At 69.2% G+C, this 20,434-nt stretch carries 4 protein-coding genes; all 4 read right to left on the bottom strand.

Annotation, left to right across the window (positions count from 1 at the left end):
• Positions 1–26: 26 nt before the first annotated feature.
• From ACWF9G_RS15325 to ACWF9G_RS15310, 4 genes are read right to left on the bottom strand one after another with little or no spacing between them, the layout of a single operon-like run.
• Positions 27–1,643 carry an AMP-binding protein gene (locus ACWF9G_RS15325; RefSeq protein WP_452515885.1) on the bottom strand — a complete coding sequence of 539 codons (1,617 nt, stop codon included), beginning with the start codon at positions 1,641–1,643 and terminating at the stop codon, positions 27–29.
• Entirely contained in the window at positions 1,640–1,900 is a 261-nt protein-coding gene (locus ACWF9G_RS15320) for an acyl carrier protein (RefSeq protein ID WP_452515883.1), read from the bottom strand. Before ACWF9G_RS15320 ends, ACWF9G_RS15325 begins: the two co-directional genes overlap by 4 nt.
• On the bottom strand, positions 1,897–10,755 hold the full coding sequence (locus tag ACWF9G_RS15315; protein ID WP_452515881.1) for an amino acid adenylation domain-containing protein: 8,859 nt from the start codon (positions 10,753–10,755) through the stop codon (positions 1,897–1,899). The genes ACWF9G_RS15320 and ACWF9G_RS15315 overlap by 4 nt, the downstream gene beginning before the upstream one ends.
• Entirely contained in the window at positions 10,752–20,432 is a 9,681-nt protein-coding gene (locus ACWF9G_RS15310; RefSeq protein WP_452515880.1) for an amino acid adenylation domain-containing protein, read from the bottom strand. Before ACWF9G_RS15310 ends, ACWF9G_RS15315 begins: the two co-directional genes overlap by 4 nt.
• Between the last annotated feature and the right edge of the window lie 2 nt (positions 20,433–20,434).

The raw sequence follows: 20,434 nt of genomic DNA, 5'->3' as shown, positions 1-20,434 counted from the left end.
CACCGGTGCCGTGGTCACCTCCGCCCTCATCGGTAACGCTGGGCGACTTCGACGCGGCGCAGCTTCCCCGACGACGTCTTCGGCAGCGAGTTGGGCTCGACCAACTCGACCAGCGCGGGCGTGATCCCGCACTCCGCCGTCGTCCGCGCGGCGATCTCACCGCGCGCGGCGTCCCGGTCGGCACCGGCGAATTCGGCGACCACGATCAGCCGATCCGACCCGACGCGACCACCGGCCGCACTGAGCGCGACCACATTGCCCGCGCGGACACCGGCGACGGCGTCGACCGCCCGCTCCACATCGTGCGGGAAGATATTGCGCCCGCCGATCATGATCAATTCCTTGCTCCGCCCGCACACCACCAGCTGCCCGTCGACGAGGTAGCCGAGGTCGCCGGTGCTGATCCACTCGTCCGCGGGAATCGCCGGATCGCCGTAATACCCCGACATCTGTCCGGTGGAACGGAATTCGACCTCGCCCACCGCACGGTCGGCCTCGATCCCTTCGGCATGCGCGGACGCCCGCAGCCGCACCTCGACGCCGTCGAGCGGCCTGCCGAGCAGGGCGACCCTGCGCTCGGGTGCGGTGCTGGTCGCCGCGAGCACATCGAATTCCAGCCCCGACGACGGCGCGGGCATGGTGACTCCGCACGCGGCCTCGGCGAGGCCGTACGACGCGGCGATCGATTCGCGGGGAAAGCCGAATCGCGCCAGCTCGCTGCCGAATCGCTCGGAGGCGTCGACGTCGATCGGTTCGCCGCCGTTGACGGCGAACCGCAATGCGCCGAGGTCGGCGTTCTTGGCGACGCGGGCATAGCGCCCCAGCAGGGCGTAGGCGAAGTTCGGCGCCGCGGTGACGGTGGCGCGGCTCTCGGTCAGCCAGTCCAGCCAGTCGAACGGCGCCTTGGCGAACGCCGAGGTCGGCGCGAGCCAGGTGTCGGCGCCGGTGAGCAGTCCGCCGAGCAGCATCGTCAGGCCCATGTCGTGATAGAGCGGCAACCAGCTGCACAGCACATCGGACCCGCGGTCGAACTTCTGCCGCTCGACCACGGCGTTCAGGTGGTTCAGTGTCGATTCGGCGGATAGCATCACCGTCTTCGACGAGCCGGTCGACCCCGCGGTGCCCTGGTAGACGGCGACGTCGGCCGACCCGGTCGGGCGGGGCTGGAACGACGACCTCGCCGGTTGCCATGACCCCACCGCCTCCGCGCCGACCAGCCGGACGCTCTCGGCGGCACCGGCATCGGCCAGCGCGGCCAGTCCGGTTCCCTGCCCGAACAGGTGCGAGACCCCGAGCGTCGCGAGCTGCGATCGGGTCCGCGCCGCCCAGATATCCACCCCGGCGAACCTGTTGGGCCCAGCGATGACGGTGGCCGCCCGACCCGCGAGCCAGGCGCCGCACAGCGCGGCGATGCCGTCGAACCTGGGCTCACCGAGCACCGCGATCGGCGCGCCCGCCGTCTCGTCCTCGTCGATCAATCGTGCCGCGATCGCCTCGGAGCGCTCGTAGAGCGCGGCCCAGGTGCGCGCTTCCCATTCGCCCGTCTCTTTGTTCAGCAGTCGGAGCGTGCCGCTGCCCGCCAGATTCGCCGTGATCGTCTCGAGCAGCACATTGCCCGTCGACACCCGCATCCCCCTCGTCATTTCGCCTGCGCGGCCGCGGGCTGGCGACGGTGGACCGCCGCCGCGATGTCGCCGAGCGTGGTGCACTCGAGCAACTCGCGCTCGGAGACCCGCACGCCGAGGCGGTCCTCGATCGCGACGATCGAGATGGCGAAGGCCACCGAGTCGAGCCCGAGATCGTCGATCAGCCGCGAGGAGGAGTCGATCTCGGCGACGTCGACCGAGAGTTCTTCGCGCAGTAGCGCTTCCAATTCGATTTCGATTTCCGAGACGTTCATGGTGTTCCCATCGTTGTCGTCGGCTCGGTCCGCGCCGAGCCCTGTTCCGCTGTGTTCGCCCTGATCCGGGCCGCGACCTGGGCCAGGACACCCGGTTCGCACATGTCGTCGTGGCCGTGGTCGACCTCGACGACGGTGATCGAGCCGGTGACGTGCGGCTGCCACACGGCCGGGTCGATCGGCCGTTCCCGCCGGGCGGCCCGGAACAGCACGAGGTCGGCGTCGAGCAGTCCGGGTGTGTGGTCGTGCAACAGTTCGGGATTGCGGCGCGCGACCGCCCGAACACCGGCGATGCGCTCCGGGGGCACGGTCCAGCCCCGCTCCCTGGTCATCAGCTCGGCCAAGCCCGCGTCGTCGAGCGTGGCCAGCTCCGCCGTGGCCGGGTCGAGGCCGACGGCGAGTGCGAAGCCACGGTTGAACTCGGGATCGTCGATGGTCGACGCCTCTCGTTCGGCCGCGTCGAAGGCCCGCGCGGGGTAGCCGTCGAGCAGGATCGGCGGCAGCACAGTTCCGCCGAGCGCGACGAGCCGCACCGCCACCGCGTGTGCCAGCACCGCGCCGAAGGACCAGCCGACCAGTTGCCACGGACCCGCCGGGTCGACCGCGCGGATGCGCTCGGCGACCGCCGCCGCGATCTCGGTGAGGTCCCTGCCGTCCTCGCCTGCCGCGAAATCCGCTTGGACTCCGTAGATCCCGAATTCGACGGGCAGCTGGGAGCGCAACTCCGCGTAGCTCCAGGCGAAGCCACTGTTGGGGTACAGGCAGAACACCGACGACCGACCCGGCTCACCCCAGCGCACAATGGGGTCGAAGACCTGTCCAGCCTCCGGCGTGCCGGTGACCATGCCTGGCCGCACACGAAGCGCGAGTTCGGCCACCGTCGGCGCTTCGAACAGCGTGCGCAGCTCGAATTCGGGGTCGAGTGCCGCCCGGATGTGCTCGGCCGCCGCGATCGCCTTCATCGAGGTGCCGCCGTGTTCGAAGAACACATCGCGCACACCGATCTCGTCGACGCCGAGCGCTTCGCGCACGATGCGCAGGAGCACGGCGACCGTTTCCGCGTCCGCCTCCCCCTGGCCGATCTCCGCCGCGGGCGCGGGCTCGGGCGCGGAGGCCATCGCACGATCCCATGCGACGCTGAACCGCGAGATCGGCCGCTGCGGCTCGGCGGCCAGCGCCGCCACGAGCTCACCGAGCCGGTGGGCAAGCAGGGCCGCGGTCTCGGCGTCGAACAGATCGGTCGAGTACTGCAAGGTGGCGTCGATGCCGTCCGGCACACCCTCGGAATACCGCTCGGTGAAACCGAATTCGAGATCGAACTTGGTGCTGACGGCGTCGACGGTCGCGGTCTCGATGTGCAGGCCAGGCAGCGAGAGTTCGGGCATGGCGTTGTTCTGCAACACCAGCATCACCTGGAACAGCGGGTGCCGGTTGAACGCGCGTTGCGGGTTCACCGCTTCGACGAGTGCCTCGAACGGCACGTCCTGATGCTCGTACGCCGCGAGGTCGACGGCTCGGATGCGCTGCACCAGTTCACCGAACGTGGGATCGCCGGACAGGTCGGCGCGCAGCACGAGGGTGTTCAGGAAGAAGCCGACGAGATCGTCGAGCGCTTCGTCGGTTCGGCCCGCGATCGCGGTGCCGAGCACGATGTCTTCTCCCGCACCGAGTTTCGACAGCAGTACCGACAGTCCCGCGTGCAGCACCATGAAGACACTCCCACCGCTGGAGCGGGCGAGATCGAGCACGCCGCGGTGGGCCTGCGCCGACAGCGCGAAGCTCGTGCCCGCACCCTGATAGCTCGCGATCGGCGGGCGCGGCCGGTCGGCGGGCAGCGCCAGTTCGAGCGGTGCGCCGTCGAGAGTTGCCTGCCAGTAGGCGAGCTGGCGCGACAGCTCGCTGTCCGGGTCGGTCTCCGAGCCGAGCAACTGCTGCTGCCAGAGCGCGAAATCGACGTACTGGACGGGCAATTCGGGCAGGTTCGGCGATTCACCGCCGAGGCGCGCGCCCACCGCCACCGCGATATCACGGGCGAACGGCGCCATCGACCAACCGTCGGCGGCGATGTGGTGCAGGATCGCCGCCAGCACGAATTCCCGCGCGTCGCTGGTCTCGCCGACGGCGAATACGCCGATACGCACAGGCAATTCGCGGGTGAGGTCGAATCCGCGACCAGCGAGTTCGGTCACCGCATCGTCGGCGCCGCCCGCATCGACCGTGGCTGAACTGAACCAGCCGGGATAGGTGTCGAGATCGGCGGGCGCGACGATCTCCTGCCGCGGGACACCCCGCTCGGCGGGAAAGATCGTCCGCAGCGTCTCGTGCCTGCGGAGAACATCCCGCAGCGCGTCACGCAGCACGACATCGTCCAACCGGCCACGCACCCGCAGCACCACGGGCATGTTGTAACTGGCCGAACCACCCTCGAACCGGTTCAGGAACCACAACCTCGACTGACCGAACGACAGCGGCAGGACCGCCGGGCGTTCGGCCCTGACCAGCGGCAACCTGGCCCGGCCCGACGCCTCGCCGACCCGGACCGCCAGGGCTGACACGGTCGGCGCCTCGAACAGATCCCGCACGGTGAGCTCCGCACCGAGCACGGTCCGCACCCGGCTCAGCAGCCGCGTGCCGAGCAGCGAATGCCCGCCGAGGTCGAAGAACGAGTCGTCGATCCCAACCCGGTCGACGCCGAGGACGTCGGCGAACAACCCGCAGAGCACGTCCTCGCGGCCGTCGCGCGGAGCGCGGTAGTCCAGGTGGCCGAGGAAGGCGGGCGCGGGCAGCGCCCCGCGGTCGAGCTTGCCGTTGGGCGTCAGGGGCAGCGCGGTGAGTCCGATGATCGTGGCCGGGATCATCTGTGCTGGTAGCGCCTCCGCCAGGTCGCGCCGGAGACGTGCGCTGTCGGCGATGTCCCCGGATTCGGTCACGACGTAGCCGACCAGCTGCGGTGCGCCCGTGCCGTCCGGCCAGGTCACGACGACCGCCTGCGAAATTCCTGGGAGGGCGCGCAGGGCGGCCTCGATCTCGCCGAGCTCGATGCGGAAACCACGGATCTTCACCTGGTCGTCGGCCCTGCCCACGTAGTCCAGTTCGCCGGTGGGCGTCCACCGCACCAGGTCACCGGTGCGGTACAGCCTGTCCCCGGTAGCGCCGAAGGGGTCGGCGACGAATCGCGAGGCGGTCAAGCCTGGCCTCGCGTGGTAGCCACGCGCCAGCTGGACGCCCCCGACATACAGCTCGCCCACCACAGCGGGTGGCACGAGCTGCAAGCCCTCGTCCAGCACGTAGGTTCGCGTATTCCACACCGGCGCACCAATGGTCACGGGTGCGCCCGCCTGGACTCGTGCGGCCGTCACATCGATGGACGCCTCGGTCGGGCCATAGAGATTGCGCAGCGACACGGCGGCGCCGAACCGATCGGCGAACCGGCCTGCCGTCGAATCCGGCAGTGCCTCGCCACTGCACACCACCGTCGACAAGGAGTCGCCGATCTCGGTGCCCACCGCCAGGAACTGGTCGAGCATCGACGGCACGAAATGCGCCACCGACACCGCCGCGCTACGAACCAGCTCGGCGAGGTACCCCGGATCACGATGCCCACCGGGCTCGGCGACGACAACCCGGGCACCGACGACCAACGGCAGGAACAACTCCCACACCGACACGTCGAAACTCACCGGCGTCTTCTGCAACACCCGATCATCAGCCCCGAGACCGACGTACTCGCGCATCCACTCCAGATGCGCCGCCAAGGACGCGTGCGAGGTGACGACACCCTTCGGCCTGCCCGTCGATCCGGATGTGTAGATCACGTAAGCCGAGCAACCAGGCGCCGGTCGAGTGATGCGATCCGCGTCGCCCACCGCCCGTTGATCGGCCGCCGCTATCTCGGCAGCGATCTGGGGCGCGTCGAGAACGACTGCTTCACCTGCGCGTTCGGCCGCGATCGACGATTCCGTGAGCACCAGCTGGGCACCTGAGTCGGCCAGCATGAACGCTCTCCGCTCGGCGGGGTATTCCGGATCCACCGGCACATACGCACCGCCGGCCTTGAGGACGGCCAGCAGGGTGACAACCAATCGCTCCGAACGCGGCACCATCACCGCGACGAACGACTCGGGCCCGACACCTCGATCGATCAACCAGTGCGCCAATCGGTTCGAGGCCAGATCCAGCTCCCGATACGACAGCGCGCGGTCGCCGAACACGACGGCTACGGCATCGGGCGCCCGCCGCGCCTGCTCGGCGAACCGCTCCAGCACCGATGTCCCTGACACCGCACGCGCGGTGTCGTTCCACGAACCCAGCACCAGTTCGCGCTCGGCGCCCGTCACCGACGACAGCTGCGACAGCCGTCGCTCCGGTTCGGCGACAACAGTTTCCAGCATCGTCACCAGCCGCCGCACGATCGCGGCGGCCGTGCCTTCGTCATACAGGTCGGTCGAGTACCGCAGCGATCCGCTGATGCCCTCGGCGGCCCGGTCCGCGCCGAACTGCTCGGTGAAGTTGAACTCGAGGTCGAACTTGGTCGCTTCCTCGAGCCGTTCGGCGGCGATGTGCACGCCGGGCAGCGACATCTCGGGCCGGTCGTTGTTCTGCAGGACGACCGCGACCTGGAACAGGGGGTGGCGGTTGAGCACCCGCTCCGGGTTCAGCGCCTCGACCAGCACCTCGAACGGCACATCCTGATGCTCGAAGGCGCCGAGGTCGACCGACCGGGCGCGCTCGACCACCGCGGCGAACGACGGGTCACCCGATACGTCCACCCGCAGCACCAGGGTGTTCAGGAAGAACCCGACGACCTCGTCGAGCGCCGCGTCCGGCCTGCCCGCGATCGGCGTTCCGACCACCACATCGGTGCCGGCGCCGAGCTTGGACAGCAGCACCGACACCGCCGCGTGCAGCACCATGAACACGCTCGCGCCACACGACCGCGCCACCCGCAGCACACCCTGGTGCGCCTGCGCCGAGAGCGCGATCGGCACGGCACCGCCCCGGTAGGACGGCACCGCGGGCCGCGACCGATCCACCGGCAGCGCGAGTTCCGTTGGCGCACCAGCCAGCACGCCACGCCAATATCCCAGCTGACGGGACAGTTCACTGCCGGGATCCGACGCCGATCCGAGCACCGCGCGCTGCCACAGCGCGAAGTCCGCGTACTGCACCGGCAGCTCCGGCCAGCCCGGCGCGGAGCCGGCGAGCCGGGCCGAGACCGCGACAGCCACATCGCGCGCGAACGGCACCATCGACCAGCCGTCGGCGACGATGTGGTGCAGCACCGCGGCAAGCACGAATTCGCGCTCGGCCATGCCGGTTTCGGCGGAAAGCTCGAACACCGCGACGCGCAACGGCAGTTCGTGGGAGACATCGAACCCGCGTGCGCCGAACCGGGCGACGGCGCCGGACACGTCCTCCGCTGTCGCCGTGGCGGAGCGGAAATCCCAGCGCTCGGCCAGTTCCGCGATCTCGAGGATCCGCTGCCGCGGGACGCCGTCATTGTCGGGGAACACGGTGCGCAAGGATTCGTGCCTGGTCACCACATCCAGCAGCGCCTGTTCGAGTACCCGCGGGTCGAGCGCACCGCGCAGCCGCAGCACGACCGGGACGTTGTAGATCGCCGAGGCGCCTTCGAATCGATTCAGGAACCACAGGCGCGCCTGGCCGAAGGACAGCGGCACCGTCGTCGGCCGGTCGGTCTTGGCCAGCACCGGCCGTTTCGCCGTGCTCGCGGCAACGGCCCGCTCGCTGAGCAGGGCCACCGTCGGAGCGTCGAACAGGTCGCGCACGGTGATCTCGACGTCGAGAACCGCGCGCACCCGGCTCACCAGGCGCGGCGCGGACAGCGAGTGCCCGCCGAGGTCGAAGAACGAATCGTCGATGCCGACCCGCTCCAGACCGAGCACTTCGGCGAACAGCCCGCACAGCACTTCCTCGCGGGCATCGCGCGGTCCGCGGGTGGTGACGAGCTGACCGAAGTCGGGTGCGGGCAGGGCCCGCCGGTCCACCTTGCGGTTCGGCGTCAGCGGGAGCTCGTCGAGCACGACGACGAGCAGCGGCACCATGTGGGCTGGCAGCACCGCGGCCAGCTCCGATCGCACCCGCGCGCTGTCGAGGGTGGCGCCGGGTTCCGCGACGACATATCCGACCAGCTGTGCGGCGCCCGCGCGATCGGGCCGCACGACGACGACTCCGCGCCCGACACCGGCGACCTTGCCCAGCGCCGATTCGACCTCGCCGAGTTCGATGCGGAAGCCGCGGATCTTCACCTGATCATCCGCCCGGCCCACGTATTCGAGTTCGCCGGTGGTGGTCCAGCGCACCAGGTCGCCGGTCCGGTACAGCCGCCCCCAGCCGAACGGGTCGGCGACGAAACGCGCGGCGGTCAGCGCCGCGCGACCGTGATACCCGCGCGCCAGCTGAGCCCCACCGATATGGAGCTCACCGATCACGCCGGGTGGGACCGGGGACAGTTGCCGGTCGAGCACATAGGTGCGGGTGTTGTGGAAGGGCTTGCCGATCGTCGGGGTATCGACACCGATCTCCGACTGAGTGCACCAGACGGTCGCCTCGGTGGGGCCGTAGAGGTTCAGCACCGACGCGGCATGTTCGTCGAGCGCGCTCGCCAACGCGGCCGGGAGCGCTTCGCCGCCGACCAGCACCCGGACACCGCGGTACGAGTCCGCGTCGACGGTATGCACAGACGCCCACATGGCGGGTGTGGCCTGCATGATCGTCGCGCCGGAGGTACGGAGTTCGGCGGCGAGCAGGGCGGCGTCCCTGGCGGCGGCGTCGGAGGCGATGCGGACTGTCGCGCCGGAGATCAGCGGCAGGTACAACTCCAGCGCGGCGATGTCGAAGGAGACCGTAGTGACCGCCAGCCAGCGGTCCTGTGCGTCGAGCGCGAGCGAATGGTCCATTTGGGCAAGGAAATTCACCAGTGCCGCGTGACCGACGACCACGCCCTTGGGCAGGCCGGTCGAACCCGAGGTGTAGATGGCGTAGGCGGGATGGTCCGGCCGCAGCGGAGCCAGGCGGTCGGCATCGGTCACCGGGAGGGCATCGTCGAGTTCGGCGCGCAGCTGCGGGTCGTCCAGGCGCAGCCATTCCGTCGTCGACGCCCCCGCTGCCGACTCCCTCGGCGCCGCCGTCACCGAATCGGTGATAACCCAGCGTGCGCCGGAGTCGGCGAGCATGAACGTGATCCGGTCCTGCGGGTAGGCCGGATCGAGCGGTACGTAGGCGGCGCCGGTCTTCAGCACCGCCAGCATCGCCACCACGAGCTGCTCGGAGCGGGGAAGCATCAGCGCGACAAAGGATTCGGGCCCAGCGCCACGGGCGATCAGGTAGCGGGCCAGACGGTTGGCCGCTTCGTCCAGCTCAGCGTACGTCAGCGCCGTCGCACCGCTGCGGACCGCGACGGCAGAGGGAGTGCTCCGCGCCTGTCGCGCGAACAGGTCGGGCAGCGGGTCCGGGCCGACCGGGTGCTCGGTCGCGTTCCACTCGGACAGGACGAGGTGACGCTCCTGCTCCGACAGCAGCGGAATCTCCGAGACGCGGCGATCCGGGCTCTCGACGATCGCTTCGAGGACGCGCACGAACCGCTGCACCAGACCCTCCGCCGTCGCGGTGGCGACCAGCTCGGGCCGGTAGGCGAAACGGATCTCCAGCACAGGCCCGGGAAACACGACCAGGGTCACCGCGTAGTGCGTGCCGTCGAAACCCGAGAGCCCGCGCACCGACGTCGCGGAATCCTCGGAGATGAGCGCTCCGTTGAGCTCGATCGGATAGTTCTGGAAGATCACCAGCGAATCGAACAGGTCCCGGCGCGCGCCGGCGGCGTAGATGTCGGGCAGGCCGACGTACTCGTCGTCGACGAAGTCCGCCTTGGCCGCCTGCACGTCCCCGATGACACCCGCCAGCGTCTGCTGCGCGGTCCACGACACCCGGACCGGCACGGTATTGATGAACAGGCCGATCATCCGCTCGATGCCCGCGACGTGCGGTGGCCTGCCGGACACCGTCGATCCGATGACCACATCCGAGCTCTGCAGCTGCAGGCCCAGCGTCATCGCCCAGGCGCCACGCACCACGCTGCTCATCGTCACGCCGAGCGCACGTCCGGCCGACTCGATACCGCGCGAGAGTTCGTCGCTCAGCTCGAACACGATGTCGGAGGGCGCCACCCGCTCCGCGGACCGGCTGTCCGGCGCCAGCAGACTCGGCTCCGCACCGTGCAGCGAGGCGGCCCAGCGGGCGGCCGAGGCGCCCAGGTCCTGCTTGGCCATCCAGCGCAGGTAGTCCGCGAAGGCGGGGGGCGGCGGCGCGAGGTCGGTGCCGTTGTTGCGGTACAGCACGAACAGGTCCTGCATCAGCAACGGAATCGACCAGCCGTCGAGCAGGATGTGATGGCAGGAGACGACGAGTTTGTGCTCGTGCTCGCCGAATTCGACCAGCGTGAACCGGATCAGCGGCGGCCGCGACAACTCGAACGGGGTGTTCCGGATCTCCTGGAACACCGTGTCCCAGGCCGCTTCCCGCTCGGCACCGGTCAGGCCGATCAGCGAACTGGACACCCTGAGCTCGGACGGGATGGCCGACAGGACGACCTGCACCGGATCCTTGTCGTTGCGGCTGCGGAAGAACACCCGCAGATTCGCGTGCCGCGCGAGCAACCGGTCGACGCAGGTCCGCAGCAGGTCGGCGTCGAGGGGACCGTCGATCGTCGCGACCGTCAGCACGGTGTAGACGTCGACATCGGTGTCACCGGAATATTCGTGGTGGAACATCAGTCCGCGCTGCAAGGGTGACAGCGGCAGAATGCTCTCGACCCGCCTCGAATTCGTCGCGGTCACAGAAAATCTCCTTCGAGGTACTTCTCGATGTCGTCGAGTTCGTCCTGGCTGAGTTCGACGAGCGGTTCGTCGTCGGCGGGCGTGCTCTCCGCGTCGGCGGCCCCCCACCCGACGACGGCGGCCAGCTCGACCGGGGACTTGTGGACGAAGATGTCGCGCAATGTCAGCAGCGCGCCGCGCTCCTTCGCCGCCGCGACCAGGCGGATGGACAGGATGCTGTCGCCGCCGAGATCGAAGAACGAGTCATCGATACCGACCCGGTCAAGGCCGAGGACCTCGGCGAACACCTCGCACAGGATCTGCTCGCGTTCGTCTCGCGGCGCGCGTGCGGTCACCAGGGCGGTGAAGTCCGGTGCGGGCAGCGCGCGGCGGTCGACCTTGCCGTTCGAGGTGAGCGGCAGCTCGGTCAGCGCGACGATCACGGTGGGGACCAGGTGCGCGGGCAGTCGGTCGGTCAGCGCGGCGCGGCAGGCTGTGACGTCGACCGCGGCGCCGACGTCGGGCACCACGTACCCGACCAGCTGTGGCGCAGAGCCGCGATCGGTGCGGGCGACGGCGACAGCGCGCGCGATGCCGTCGAGTGCGCGCAGCGCTGTCTCGACTTCACCGAGCTCGATCCGGAAGCCGCGGATCTTGACCTGATCATCGGTTCGACCGACGTACTCGAGTTCGCCGGACCGCGTCCACCGCACCAGATCACCGGTGCGATAGAGCCTGTCGCCGGAGCTACCGAACGGGTCGGCGACGAACCGGCCCGCGGTCAGCCCCGCACGTCCGTGGTATCCACGAGCCAACTGCACGCCGGCGACATACAACTCACCGACGACACCCGCTGGAACGAGCTGCAATCCGGCATCCAGCACATGGGCGCGGGTATTCCACACCGGCGTGCCGATGGTCACCGGACTCCCCGCGCGCACCAGCGACGCGGTGACATCGATCGATGCCTCGGTGGGACCGTAGAGATTGCGCAGCCGCACCGAGGCGCCGAAGCGTTCCGCGAAACGGCCGGCGGTCGAATCCGTCAGTGCCTCACCGCTGCACACCACACAGGACAGCGAAGGACCGGCATCAACACCGGCGGCGAGGAATTGATCCAGCATCGAGGGGACGAAGTGCGTCACCGTCACCCCGGCGGAGCTGATCAGCTCGGCCAGATAGCCGGGATCGCGATGTCCACCGGGCGCGGCGACGACAACCCGGGCACCGACGACCAAGGGCAGGAACAACTCCCACACCGACACGTCGAAACTCACCGGCGTCTTCTGCAACACCCGATCATCAGCGTCGAGATCGATGTACTCGCGCATCCACTCCAGATGCGCCGCCAAGGACGCGTGCGAGGTGATGACACCCTTCGGCTGTCCCGTCGACCCAGACGTGTAGATCACATACGCCGCGCCCTCTGGCGCCGCCCGGGAGACTCCTTCGTCCTCGCCCGCCGCGATGACAGCTGCCACCACAGGCTCGTCCAGCACGACGCGACTGCCGGAGAAGTCCTCGGGAATCACCTCGGCCACTGCGGATTCCGTCAGCAATACCCGCACACCCGAGTCGGTCAGCAGATACGCGATCCGCTCCGCCGGATACTCCGGATCCACCGGCACATACGCGCCACCGGCCTTCAGCACCGCGAGCAGGGCGACGATCAACCGTTCCGACCGCGGCATCATCACCGCGACAAAGGATTCGGGGCCGATGCCACACCCGATCAGGTACCGCGCCAGCCGATTCGACGCCTCGTCGAGTTCGCGGTAGGACAGCTCCTGCTCGCCGAAGACGACTGCCACCTCGTCGGGCGCGCGGCGGACCCGCTCGGCGAACTGATCCGGCACCGGCGAGGCGGTGACATCGCGCGTTGTGGCATTCCACGATGCCAGCGCGGCACGTTCCCGCGCCGACACCAAGGACAACCCCGACAGCGGCAACTCCGGTTCCGCGGCCAGCGTGGTGAGGCTGTCGAGGAGGCGTTCGGTCAGCAGCTCGACGGTGCCGGTGTCGAACAGCTCGGTGGCGTACTGCACCGAGCAGGTCAGGCCATCGGGTGCCCGGTCGGGACCGTATTGCTCGGCGAAGGTGAACTCCAGGTCGACCTTCGTCCGCGTGGTCTCGACGGGTTCGACCGCGATGTCGAGACCGGGCAGCGACAGTTCGGGTGTCGCGGTGTTCTGTAGCACCAGCATCACCTGGAAGAGCGGATGCCTGCCGACCACGCGTTCGGGGTCGACGATGTCGACCAGCGTTTCGAAGGGAATGTCCTGGTGGTCGTAGGCGGCCAGGTCCGTCGCGCGAACGCGGTCGAGCACCTGACCGAGGGTGGGATCGCCGGACAGGTCGGTCCGCAGCACCAGCGTGTTGAGGAAGAAGCCGACCAGGTCGGCGAGGTTCTCGTCGGTGCGGCCCGCGATCGGCGTGCCGACGACGATGTCGTGGCCTGCCCCGAGTTTGGACAGCATGACCGCGACGGCGGTATGCAACACCATGAAGACACTCGCGCCCCGCGACCTGGTCAGACGCAGTAGCGCGGCGTGGGCATCGGCGCCGATGGTGAAGTCGACGCGGGCACCGGAGCCGGTGGGGTCGGCGGGCCGGTGCCGGTCGGCGGGAAGTGCGAGTTCGGGCGGCAGACCGGCCAGCGCCCCGGTCCAGTAGTCCCGCTGACGCGAGAGTTCGCTGTCCGGGTCGGTGGCTGATCCGAGCGACCGGGCCTGCCACAGCGTGTAGTCCGCGTACTGCGCGGGCAGCGGCGGCCATTCGGGGGCACGCCCGGCACCACGGGCGGCCAGTGCCAGGCTGACATCCCGCGCGAACGGTGCCATCGACCAGCCGTCGGCGACGATGTGGTGCAGCACGGTGACCAACGTGAATTCGCGCTCGTCGGAGTCGGCACCCTGATGCTCGAAAACCGTGGCGCGGAAGGGCAGTTCACTCAGCAGATCGAAGCCGCGAGCCACGAATTCCGTGACAGCCTTGGTGACCGACTCCGCGGATACCGCACCGGCCGTGAATTCCCAATGCTCCCTGGCCTCGCCGGGTGTGAGCACCCGCTGCGCCGCGGTGCCGTTGAGTTCCGGAAACAGGGTGCGCAGCGATTCGTGCCTGCACACCACATCCCACAGCGCGGCCTCGAGCGTTGCGGGATCCAGCCTGCCGCGTACGCGCAGGACCACCGGCATGTTGTATCCGGCCGATCCCTCGTCGAACCGGTTCAGGAACCACAGCCGGGCTTGACCAGATGACAACGGCAGCACCGCAGGGCGCTCGGTCGGGACCAACGCCGCGCGTACCCGGCCCGACGCGGTATCGACACGCGCGCTCAGGGTCGCCACCGTCGGCGCCTCGAACAGGTCGCGCACCGACAACTCGACACCGAGCACCGTCCGTACCCGGCTGAGCAGTTGTGTGCCGAGCAGCGAATGGCCGCCGAGTTCGAAGAACGAGTCGTCGATGCCGACCCGCGGCAGGCCGAGCACCTCGGCGAACAGGCCGGACAGGACTTCCTCGCGACCGTCGCGGGGTCCGCGTGCCGACACCAGTGTGCCGAAGTCCGGGTCGGGCAATGCCTTTCGGTCGATCTTTCCGTTGGGCGTCAACGGCATCTCGTCCAGCACGACGACACCAGGCACCAGATGCGCGGGCAGTGTGGCGGTGAGGTCGGCGCGAATCCGCGTGCCCGAAGCGGTCGCGGTGACGACATACCCTACGAGCCGGGGGCTGCCGTCGCTGTCCGGCCGGGTAGTCACGACGGCTTGTTCGACAGCAGGCAATGCCCGCAGAGCGGCTTCGACTTCGCCCAGTTCGATCCGGAACCCTCGGATCTTCACCTGATCGTCGGCACGCCCCACGTACTCCAGCTCGCCTGCGAGGTTCCATCGCACCAGGTCACCGGTGCGATAGATCCGCTCCCCGGCACCGCCGAACGGATCGGCCACGAACCGCGCGGCGGTGAGCCCGCGGCGACCGTGATAGCCGCGCGCCAATTGCACACCACCGATGTACAACTCACCGAGAACACCCGGCGGCACAAGCTGAAGACCCGAATCCAGCACATACGCCCTGGTATTCCACACCGGTGTACCGATGGTCACCGGGTGACCCGCGCGCACCAGCGATGCGGTGACATCGATGGACGCCTCGGTCGGGCCGTAAAAATTGCGCAGCCGCACCGCAGTGCCGAACCGATCAGCGAATCGTGTCGCCGTCGAATCCGGCAGCGCCTCGCCACTGCACACGACAGTGTTCAGCGCTTCACCGGCGTCCACACCCGCCGCCAGGAACTGCGCGAGCATCGACGGCACGAAATGCGCCACCGACACCCGCGAATCACGAATCAGTTCGGCCAGATATCCGGGATCACGATGCCCACCCGGCTCCGCGACGACCACGGTCCCGCCGACGACCAACGGCAGGAACAACTCCCACACCGAGACGTCGAAACTCACCGGCGTCTTCTGCAACACCCGATCGTCGGCATCGACACCGACGTACTCGCGCATCCATTCCAGGTGTGCCACCAGTGACCCGTGGGAAGTGATGACACCCTTCGGTTTTCCGGTCGAGCCGGACGTGTAGATCACATACGCCGCGCAGCCGGGCAGCAGCGGGGCGGAGCGATCGCCATCGTCGACGGGTTCTGGTGCGTACGAAAACGTCTCGGCGACGAGATTCGGTCCATCGAGCACAACACGCCGACCGGTGAATTCCACCGGAACCGATTCCGCCACCGATGATTCCGTCAGCACCCACCGCGCGCCGGAATCGGCAAGCATGAACGCGATCCGCTCGGCCGGGTATTCCGCGTCCACCGGCACATACGCCCCACCCGCCTTCAACACCGCGAGCAACGTGACAATCAACCGCTCCGATCGCGGAACCATCACCGCGACGAACGACTCGGGTCCGACACCACAGCCGATCAGGTACCGCGCCAGCCGATTCGCTGCCGCGTCGAGTTCGCCATAGGACAGCGCCCGCGCGCCGAAGACGACAGCCGCGGCGTCGGGTGTGCTGCGAACGCGCTGCGCGAACAGATCCGGGAGCGGCAGGACGGAAACATCGCGTGCCGTGTCGTTCCACGACGCCAGCTCGGCACGCTCGAAGCCCGACACGAGCGAGACGCGCGAAAGGTGCTGATCCGGCTCGGCCACCAGCGTTTCCAGCAGTCCGGTGAGTCGTTCGGCCAGCAGCGCGCCGGTCGCCTCGTCGAACAGATCGGTCGCGAAGCGGAGACTGCCGGTGAGTCCGTCGCATTCGCCCGCGTCGTACTGCTCGACGAAGGTGAATTCCAGGTCCACCTTGGTCGACGCGGTGTCGACGGGCTCGATGGCCACGTCCACTCCGGGCAACGACAAGACCGGCGGCTCGGTGTTCTGCACTACCACCAGCACCTGGAACAGCGGATGCCGATTCGATGCCCGCTCGGGGTTCACGATCTCGACGAGCGATTCGAACGGCAGCTCCTGATGCTCGAACGCACCGAGATCCACCGACCGCGCCCGCTCGACGACCTCGGCGAACGAGGGATCGCCGGACAGGTCCAGCCGCAGGACGACGGTGTTCAGGAAGAACCCGACGACATCGTCGAGGGCGACATCGGGACGACCGGCGACCGGCGTCCCCACCACGACATCGGTGCCCGCCCCCAGTTTGGACAGCAGCACCGACACCGCCGCGTGCAACACCATGAACACACTCGCGCCGCGCGACCGAGCCATGGCGAGCAGGCCGCGGTGCACGTCGGCCGACAGCGCGATCGGCACCGCCGCGCCGCGGTAGGAAGGCGTGGCCCGGCGCGGCCGGTTTGTGGGCAATGTCAACTCGGAGGGCGCACCGGCCAGCACCCCTCGCCAGTAGTTCGCGTGGTGCGAGAGCGCGCTGTCCGGGTCCGTGATCGACCCGAGCACGGTCCGCTGCCACAGCGCGAAATCCGCGTATTGCACCGGTAATTCAGCACGGGCGGGCGCGTCACCTTCGAGACGTGCGGCGACGGCTACGGCGACGTCCCTGGCGAACGGCGCCATCGACCAGCCGTCGGCCGCGATGTGGTGGAACACCGTGGCGAGCACGAATTCCGATGCGCTCCCGGTACCGAGCGAGAACATCGCGGCACGGAACGGCAGGTCCCGCGTCAGATCGAAGCCACGCTGCGCCAGTTCCGCGACCTGCGCGCCGACCGTCTCCCCGGTCGCCTCCACCGAGCTGAACTGCCATCGTCCGTCGAGCTCGCCGGCATCGATGATCTCCTGCACGGCGACACCGTCGCGTTCGGGGAACACAGTGCGCAGCGATTCGTGCCTGGCCACCACGTCCAGCAGCGCGCGCTCCACCACCGCCGGATCCAGCGCGCCACGCAGGCGCAAGACGACGGGGATGTTGAACGAAGCCGACTCCCCTTCGAGCCGGTTGAGGAACCACAGCCGCGCCTGCCCGAAGGAGAGCGGAATACGCTCCGGGTACGGCTGTTTGACCAGCATCGGCCTGGTCGCGCCGGTGGTGACGGCGATCCGGTCGGCCAATGCGGCGACGGTCGGCGCCTCGAACAGGTCGCGCACAGTGAGCTCGGCGTCGAGCACCGCGCGGATCCGGCTGAGCAGCCGCGCACCGAGCAGCGAGTGGCCGCCGAGGTCGAAGAAGGAGTCGTCGATGCCGACCCGGTCCAGGCCGAGCACCTCGGCGAACAGCTCGGCGAGCACGGTGTCCCTGGCATCGCGGGGAGCGCGATCGCCGATGAGCACATCGAATTCCGGCGCGGGGAGCGCGCGCCGATCGACCTTGCCGTGCGCGGTCAGCGGCATGTCGTCGAGCACGACCACCACCGCGGGAATCAGGTGCGCGGGCAGCACGGCGCCGAGCGCCTCCCGTACCGACCGGCCGTCGATCGGGCCGGTCGGGTCGGCGACGACGTAGCCGACCAGCTGCTGCGCCCCCGCGTTGTCCGGCCGGGCCATCGCGACCGCGCGACCCACCCCGGGCACCGCGGCCAGTGCCGATTCCACCTCACCGAGTTCGATCCGGAAGCCACGGATCTTCACCTGGTCGTCGGCACGGCCGAGGTATTCGAGCGTGCCCGCCGCGGTCCGGCGGGCCAGATCGCCGGTGCGGTAGAGCCGTTCACCCGAGCCGAACGGGTCGGCCACGAAACGGGATGCGGTCAGGTCGACCCGGCCGTGATAGCCGCGCGCCAATTGCCCACCGCCGACATACAACTCGCCGGTCACACCCGGCGGTACGAGCTGCAACCACGGGTCGAGGACATGCACCGACGTCGTCGGCAGACCGGTGCCGATGGGACTGCCCACCGGGTTCTGCACCTCGGTGGCGGTGAGCTGTCCGGCGGTGACGTGCACGGTGGTTTCGGTGATGCCGTACATGTTCACCAGCCGCGGTCCAGCCCCCGACCGGACGAGTTCGCCGACCGCGCCGGCATTCAGGCTCTCGCCGCCGAAGATCACCGTCGTCAGCGATGGCGGCAAGACATCGCGGGAGCCGTGGAAGGCGTAGAACGCCGACGGCGTCATATTCAGGACGGTCACGCCCTCGGCGCGGATCAGCGCGGCGAGTTCGTCGCCGGTCCGGGCGACATCGACGCTCGCGACCACCACCCGGCCGCCCGAGACGAGGGGGCCGAAGATCTCCCACACCGAGAAATCGAACGAGATCGAGTGTGTGCAGACCCAGACATCGGCCTTGGTCGCGCGCACCGCGGCCAGCGCGCTGTCGAGCAGCGCCACGATTCCGGCGTGCGTGGTCACCACGCCCTTGGGCCTGCCGGTGGAACCCGAGGTGTAGATCATGTACGCCGCGTGCGCGGTCGACAACGGCGTCAACCGCTCGGCATCGGTAATCGGATCGGCGCTTCCGGCCGCGATATCGGCCTGCACCGCCTCCGCGTCGAGAGCCACCCACTGCGCATCGCCGAGCCGCTCGCCCGCCCGTTCCCGCACCGACAGCTCCGTCGCGGAGTCGGTCAGCACCAGCCGGGGCGCGGCATCGGACAACACGTATTCGATCCGCTCGACGGGGTAGCCCGGGTCGACGGGCACGTACGCGCCACCGGCCGCGAGCACCGCGAGCATGGCGACCACCATCTGCTCCGACCGTGGCAGCAGCAGCGCCACGAAGGTATCGGGGCCGACGCCCTTGGCGATCAGGTCGCGGGCCAATCGGTTTGCCGCCGAGTCGAGTTCGCCGTAGGTCAGCGTGCGCGTTCCGTAGTGCACCGCGGGGGCATCGGGCGACCACGATGCCGATCGGGTGAAGGACTCGGTCAGCGTCCGGGTCGGCGCGGGCCGAGGGGCGCGAGCCGTCGCTGATCGCCGCTGCGCGCTCGACAGCACCGACAGTCGCGACACCCTGGTATCCGGCACGGCGACCACGGTTTCCAGTACCCGGACCAGCATCTCCGCGATTCCGGCCACCGTCTGCCGGTCGAACACGTCGGTCGCGAACTGGATCGATCCCGTGATGCCACGCGCGGCGCGGTTCTCGTCGTAATCCTCGGTGAAGGTGAACTCCAGGTCGAACCTGGTGGTGCGCAGGTCGAGCGGCTCGACGGCGACCTCGACACCGGGTAGCGACAGACTGGGCCGAATGTTGTTCTGCAACACCATCATGACCTGGAAGATCGGGTGCCGCGCCGCCGAACGTTCGGGATTCAGCGACTCCACGACCAGCTCGAACGGCAGATCCTGGTGGTCGTAGGCGGCCAGATCGGCGGCGCGGGCCCTGCGCACCACGTCCGCGAACGCGGGGTCACCCGACAGGTCGGTGCGCAGAGCCAGGGTGTTGAGGAAGAAGCCGATCAGATCGTTCAGGCCTTCGTCGGTCCGGCCCGCGACCGGTGTCCCGATCACGATGTCGGACCCAGCCCCGAGCTTCGACAGCAGGACCGCCACCGCGGCGTGCAAGACCATGAACGGCGTCGCGCCTTCGGCCCTCGCGAGTTCGAGCAGTCCCACGTGCACGGCGGGCGGGACAGTGAAGCCGACCGAACCGCCGTCGTAGCTCGCGCCGGCGGGGCGGGGCCGGTCCACCGGCAGCCTCGTCTCGGCGGGTGCCTCCGCCAGCGTGCGCTGCCAGTACGCCGACTGGCGCGACAGCTCACTGTCCGGGTCGTCCGCGGTGCCGAGCACTTCCTGCTGCCACAGCGTGTAATCGATGTATTGGACCGGCAATTCGTCCCAGGCGGGCGCGACGCCCCCGAGCCGGGCCGAGACCGCGAGCGCCACGTCCCGCGCGAACGGCACCATGGACCAGCCGTCGCCCGCGATGTGGTGCAGCACCGCGACGAGCAGGAACTCCGCACCACCGAGCTCGAACACCGCCGCACGCAACGGCAGCTCACGCGAGACGTCGAACCCGCGGCCCGCGTACTGCGCGACCCGGTCATCGACCACGTCTCCGGACACCCGCTCAGCGGTGAATTCCCAGTGCTCGGCCAGCTCGTCGAGGTCGACCACCTGCTGGATGGGCACGCCGTCGACCTCGGGAAAGATCGTCCGCAGCGACTCGTGCCTGCCGACCACGTCCAACAGGGCGCGCTCGAGCACGCCAGCGTCGAGGTCGCCGGTGAGCCGGAGCACGATCGGCAGGTTGTAGACCGGGGAGGCGCTGTCGAACTGGTTGAGGAACCACAACCGCGCCTGTCCGAACGACAGCGGATACAGCGTCTTGTCCATGT

This window comes from Nocardia sp. NPDC055029 (assembly GCF_053608525.1).
Note: the sequence above shows the minus strand (reverse complement) of the source record. Positions and strands in the feature narration are given on the sequence as shown.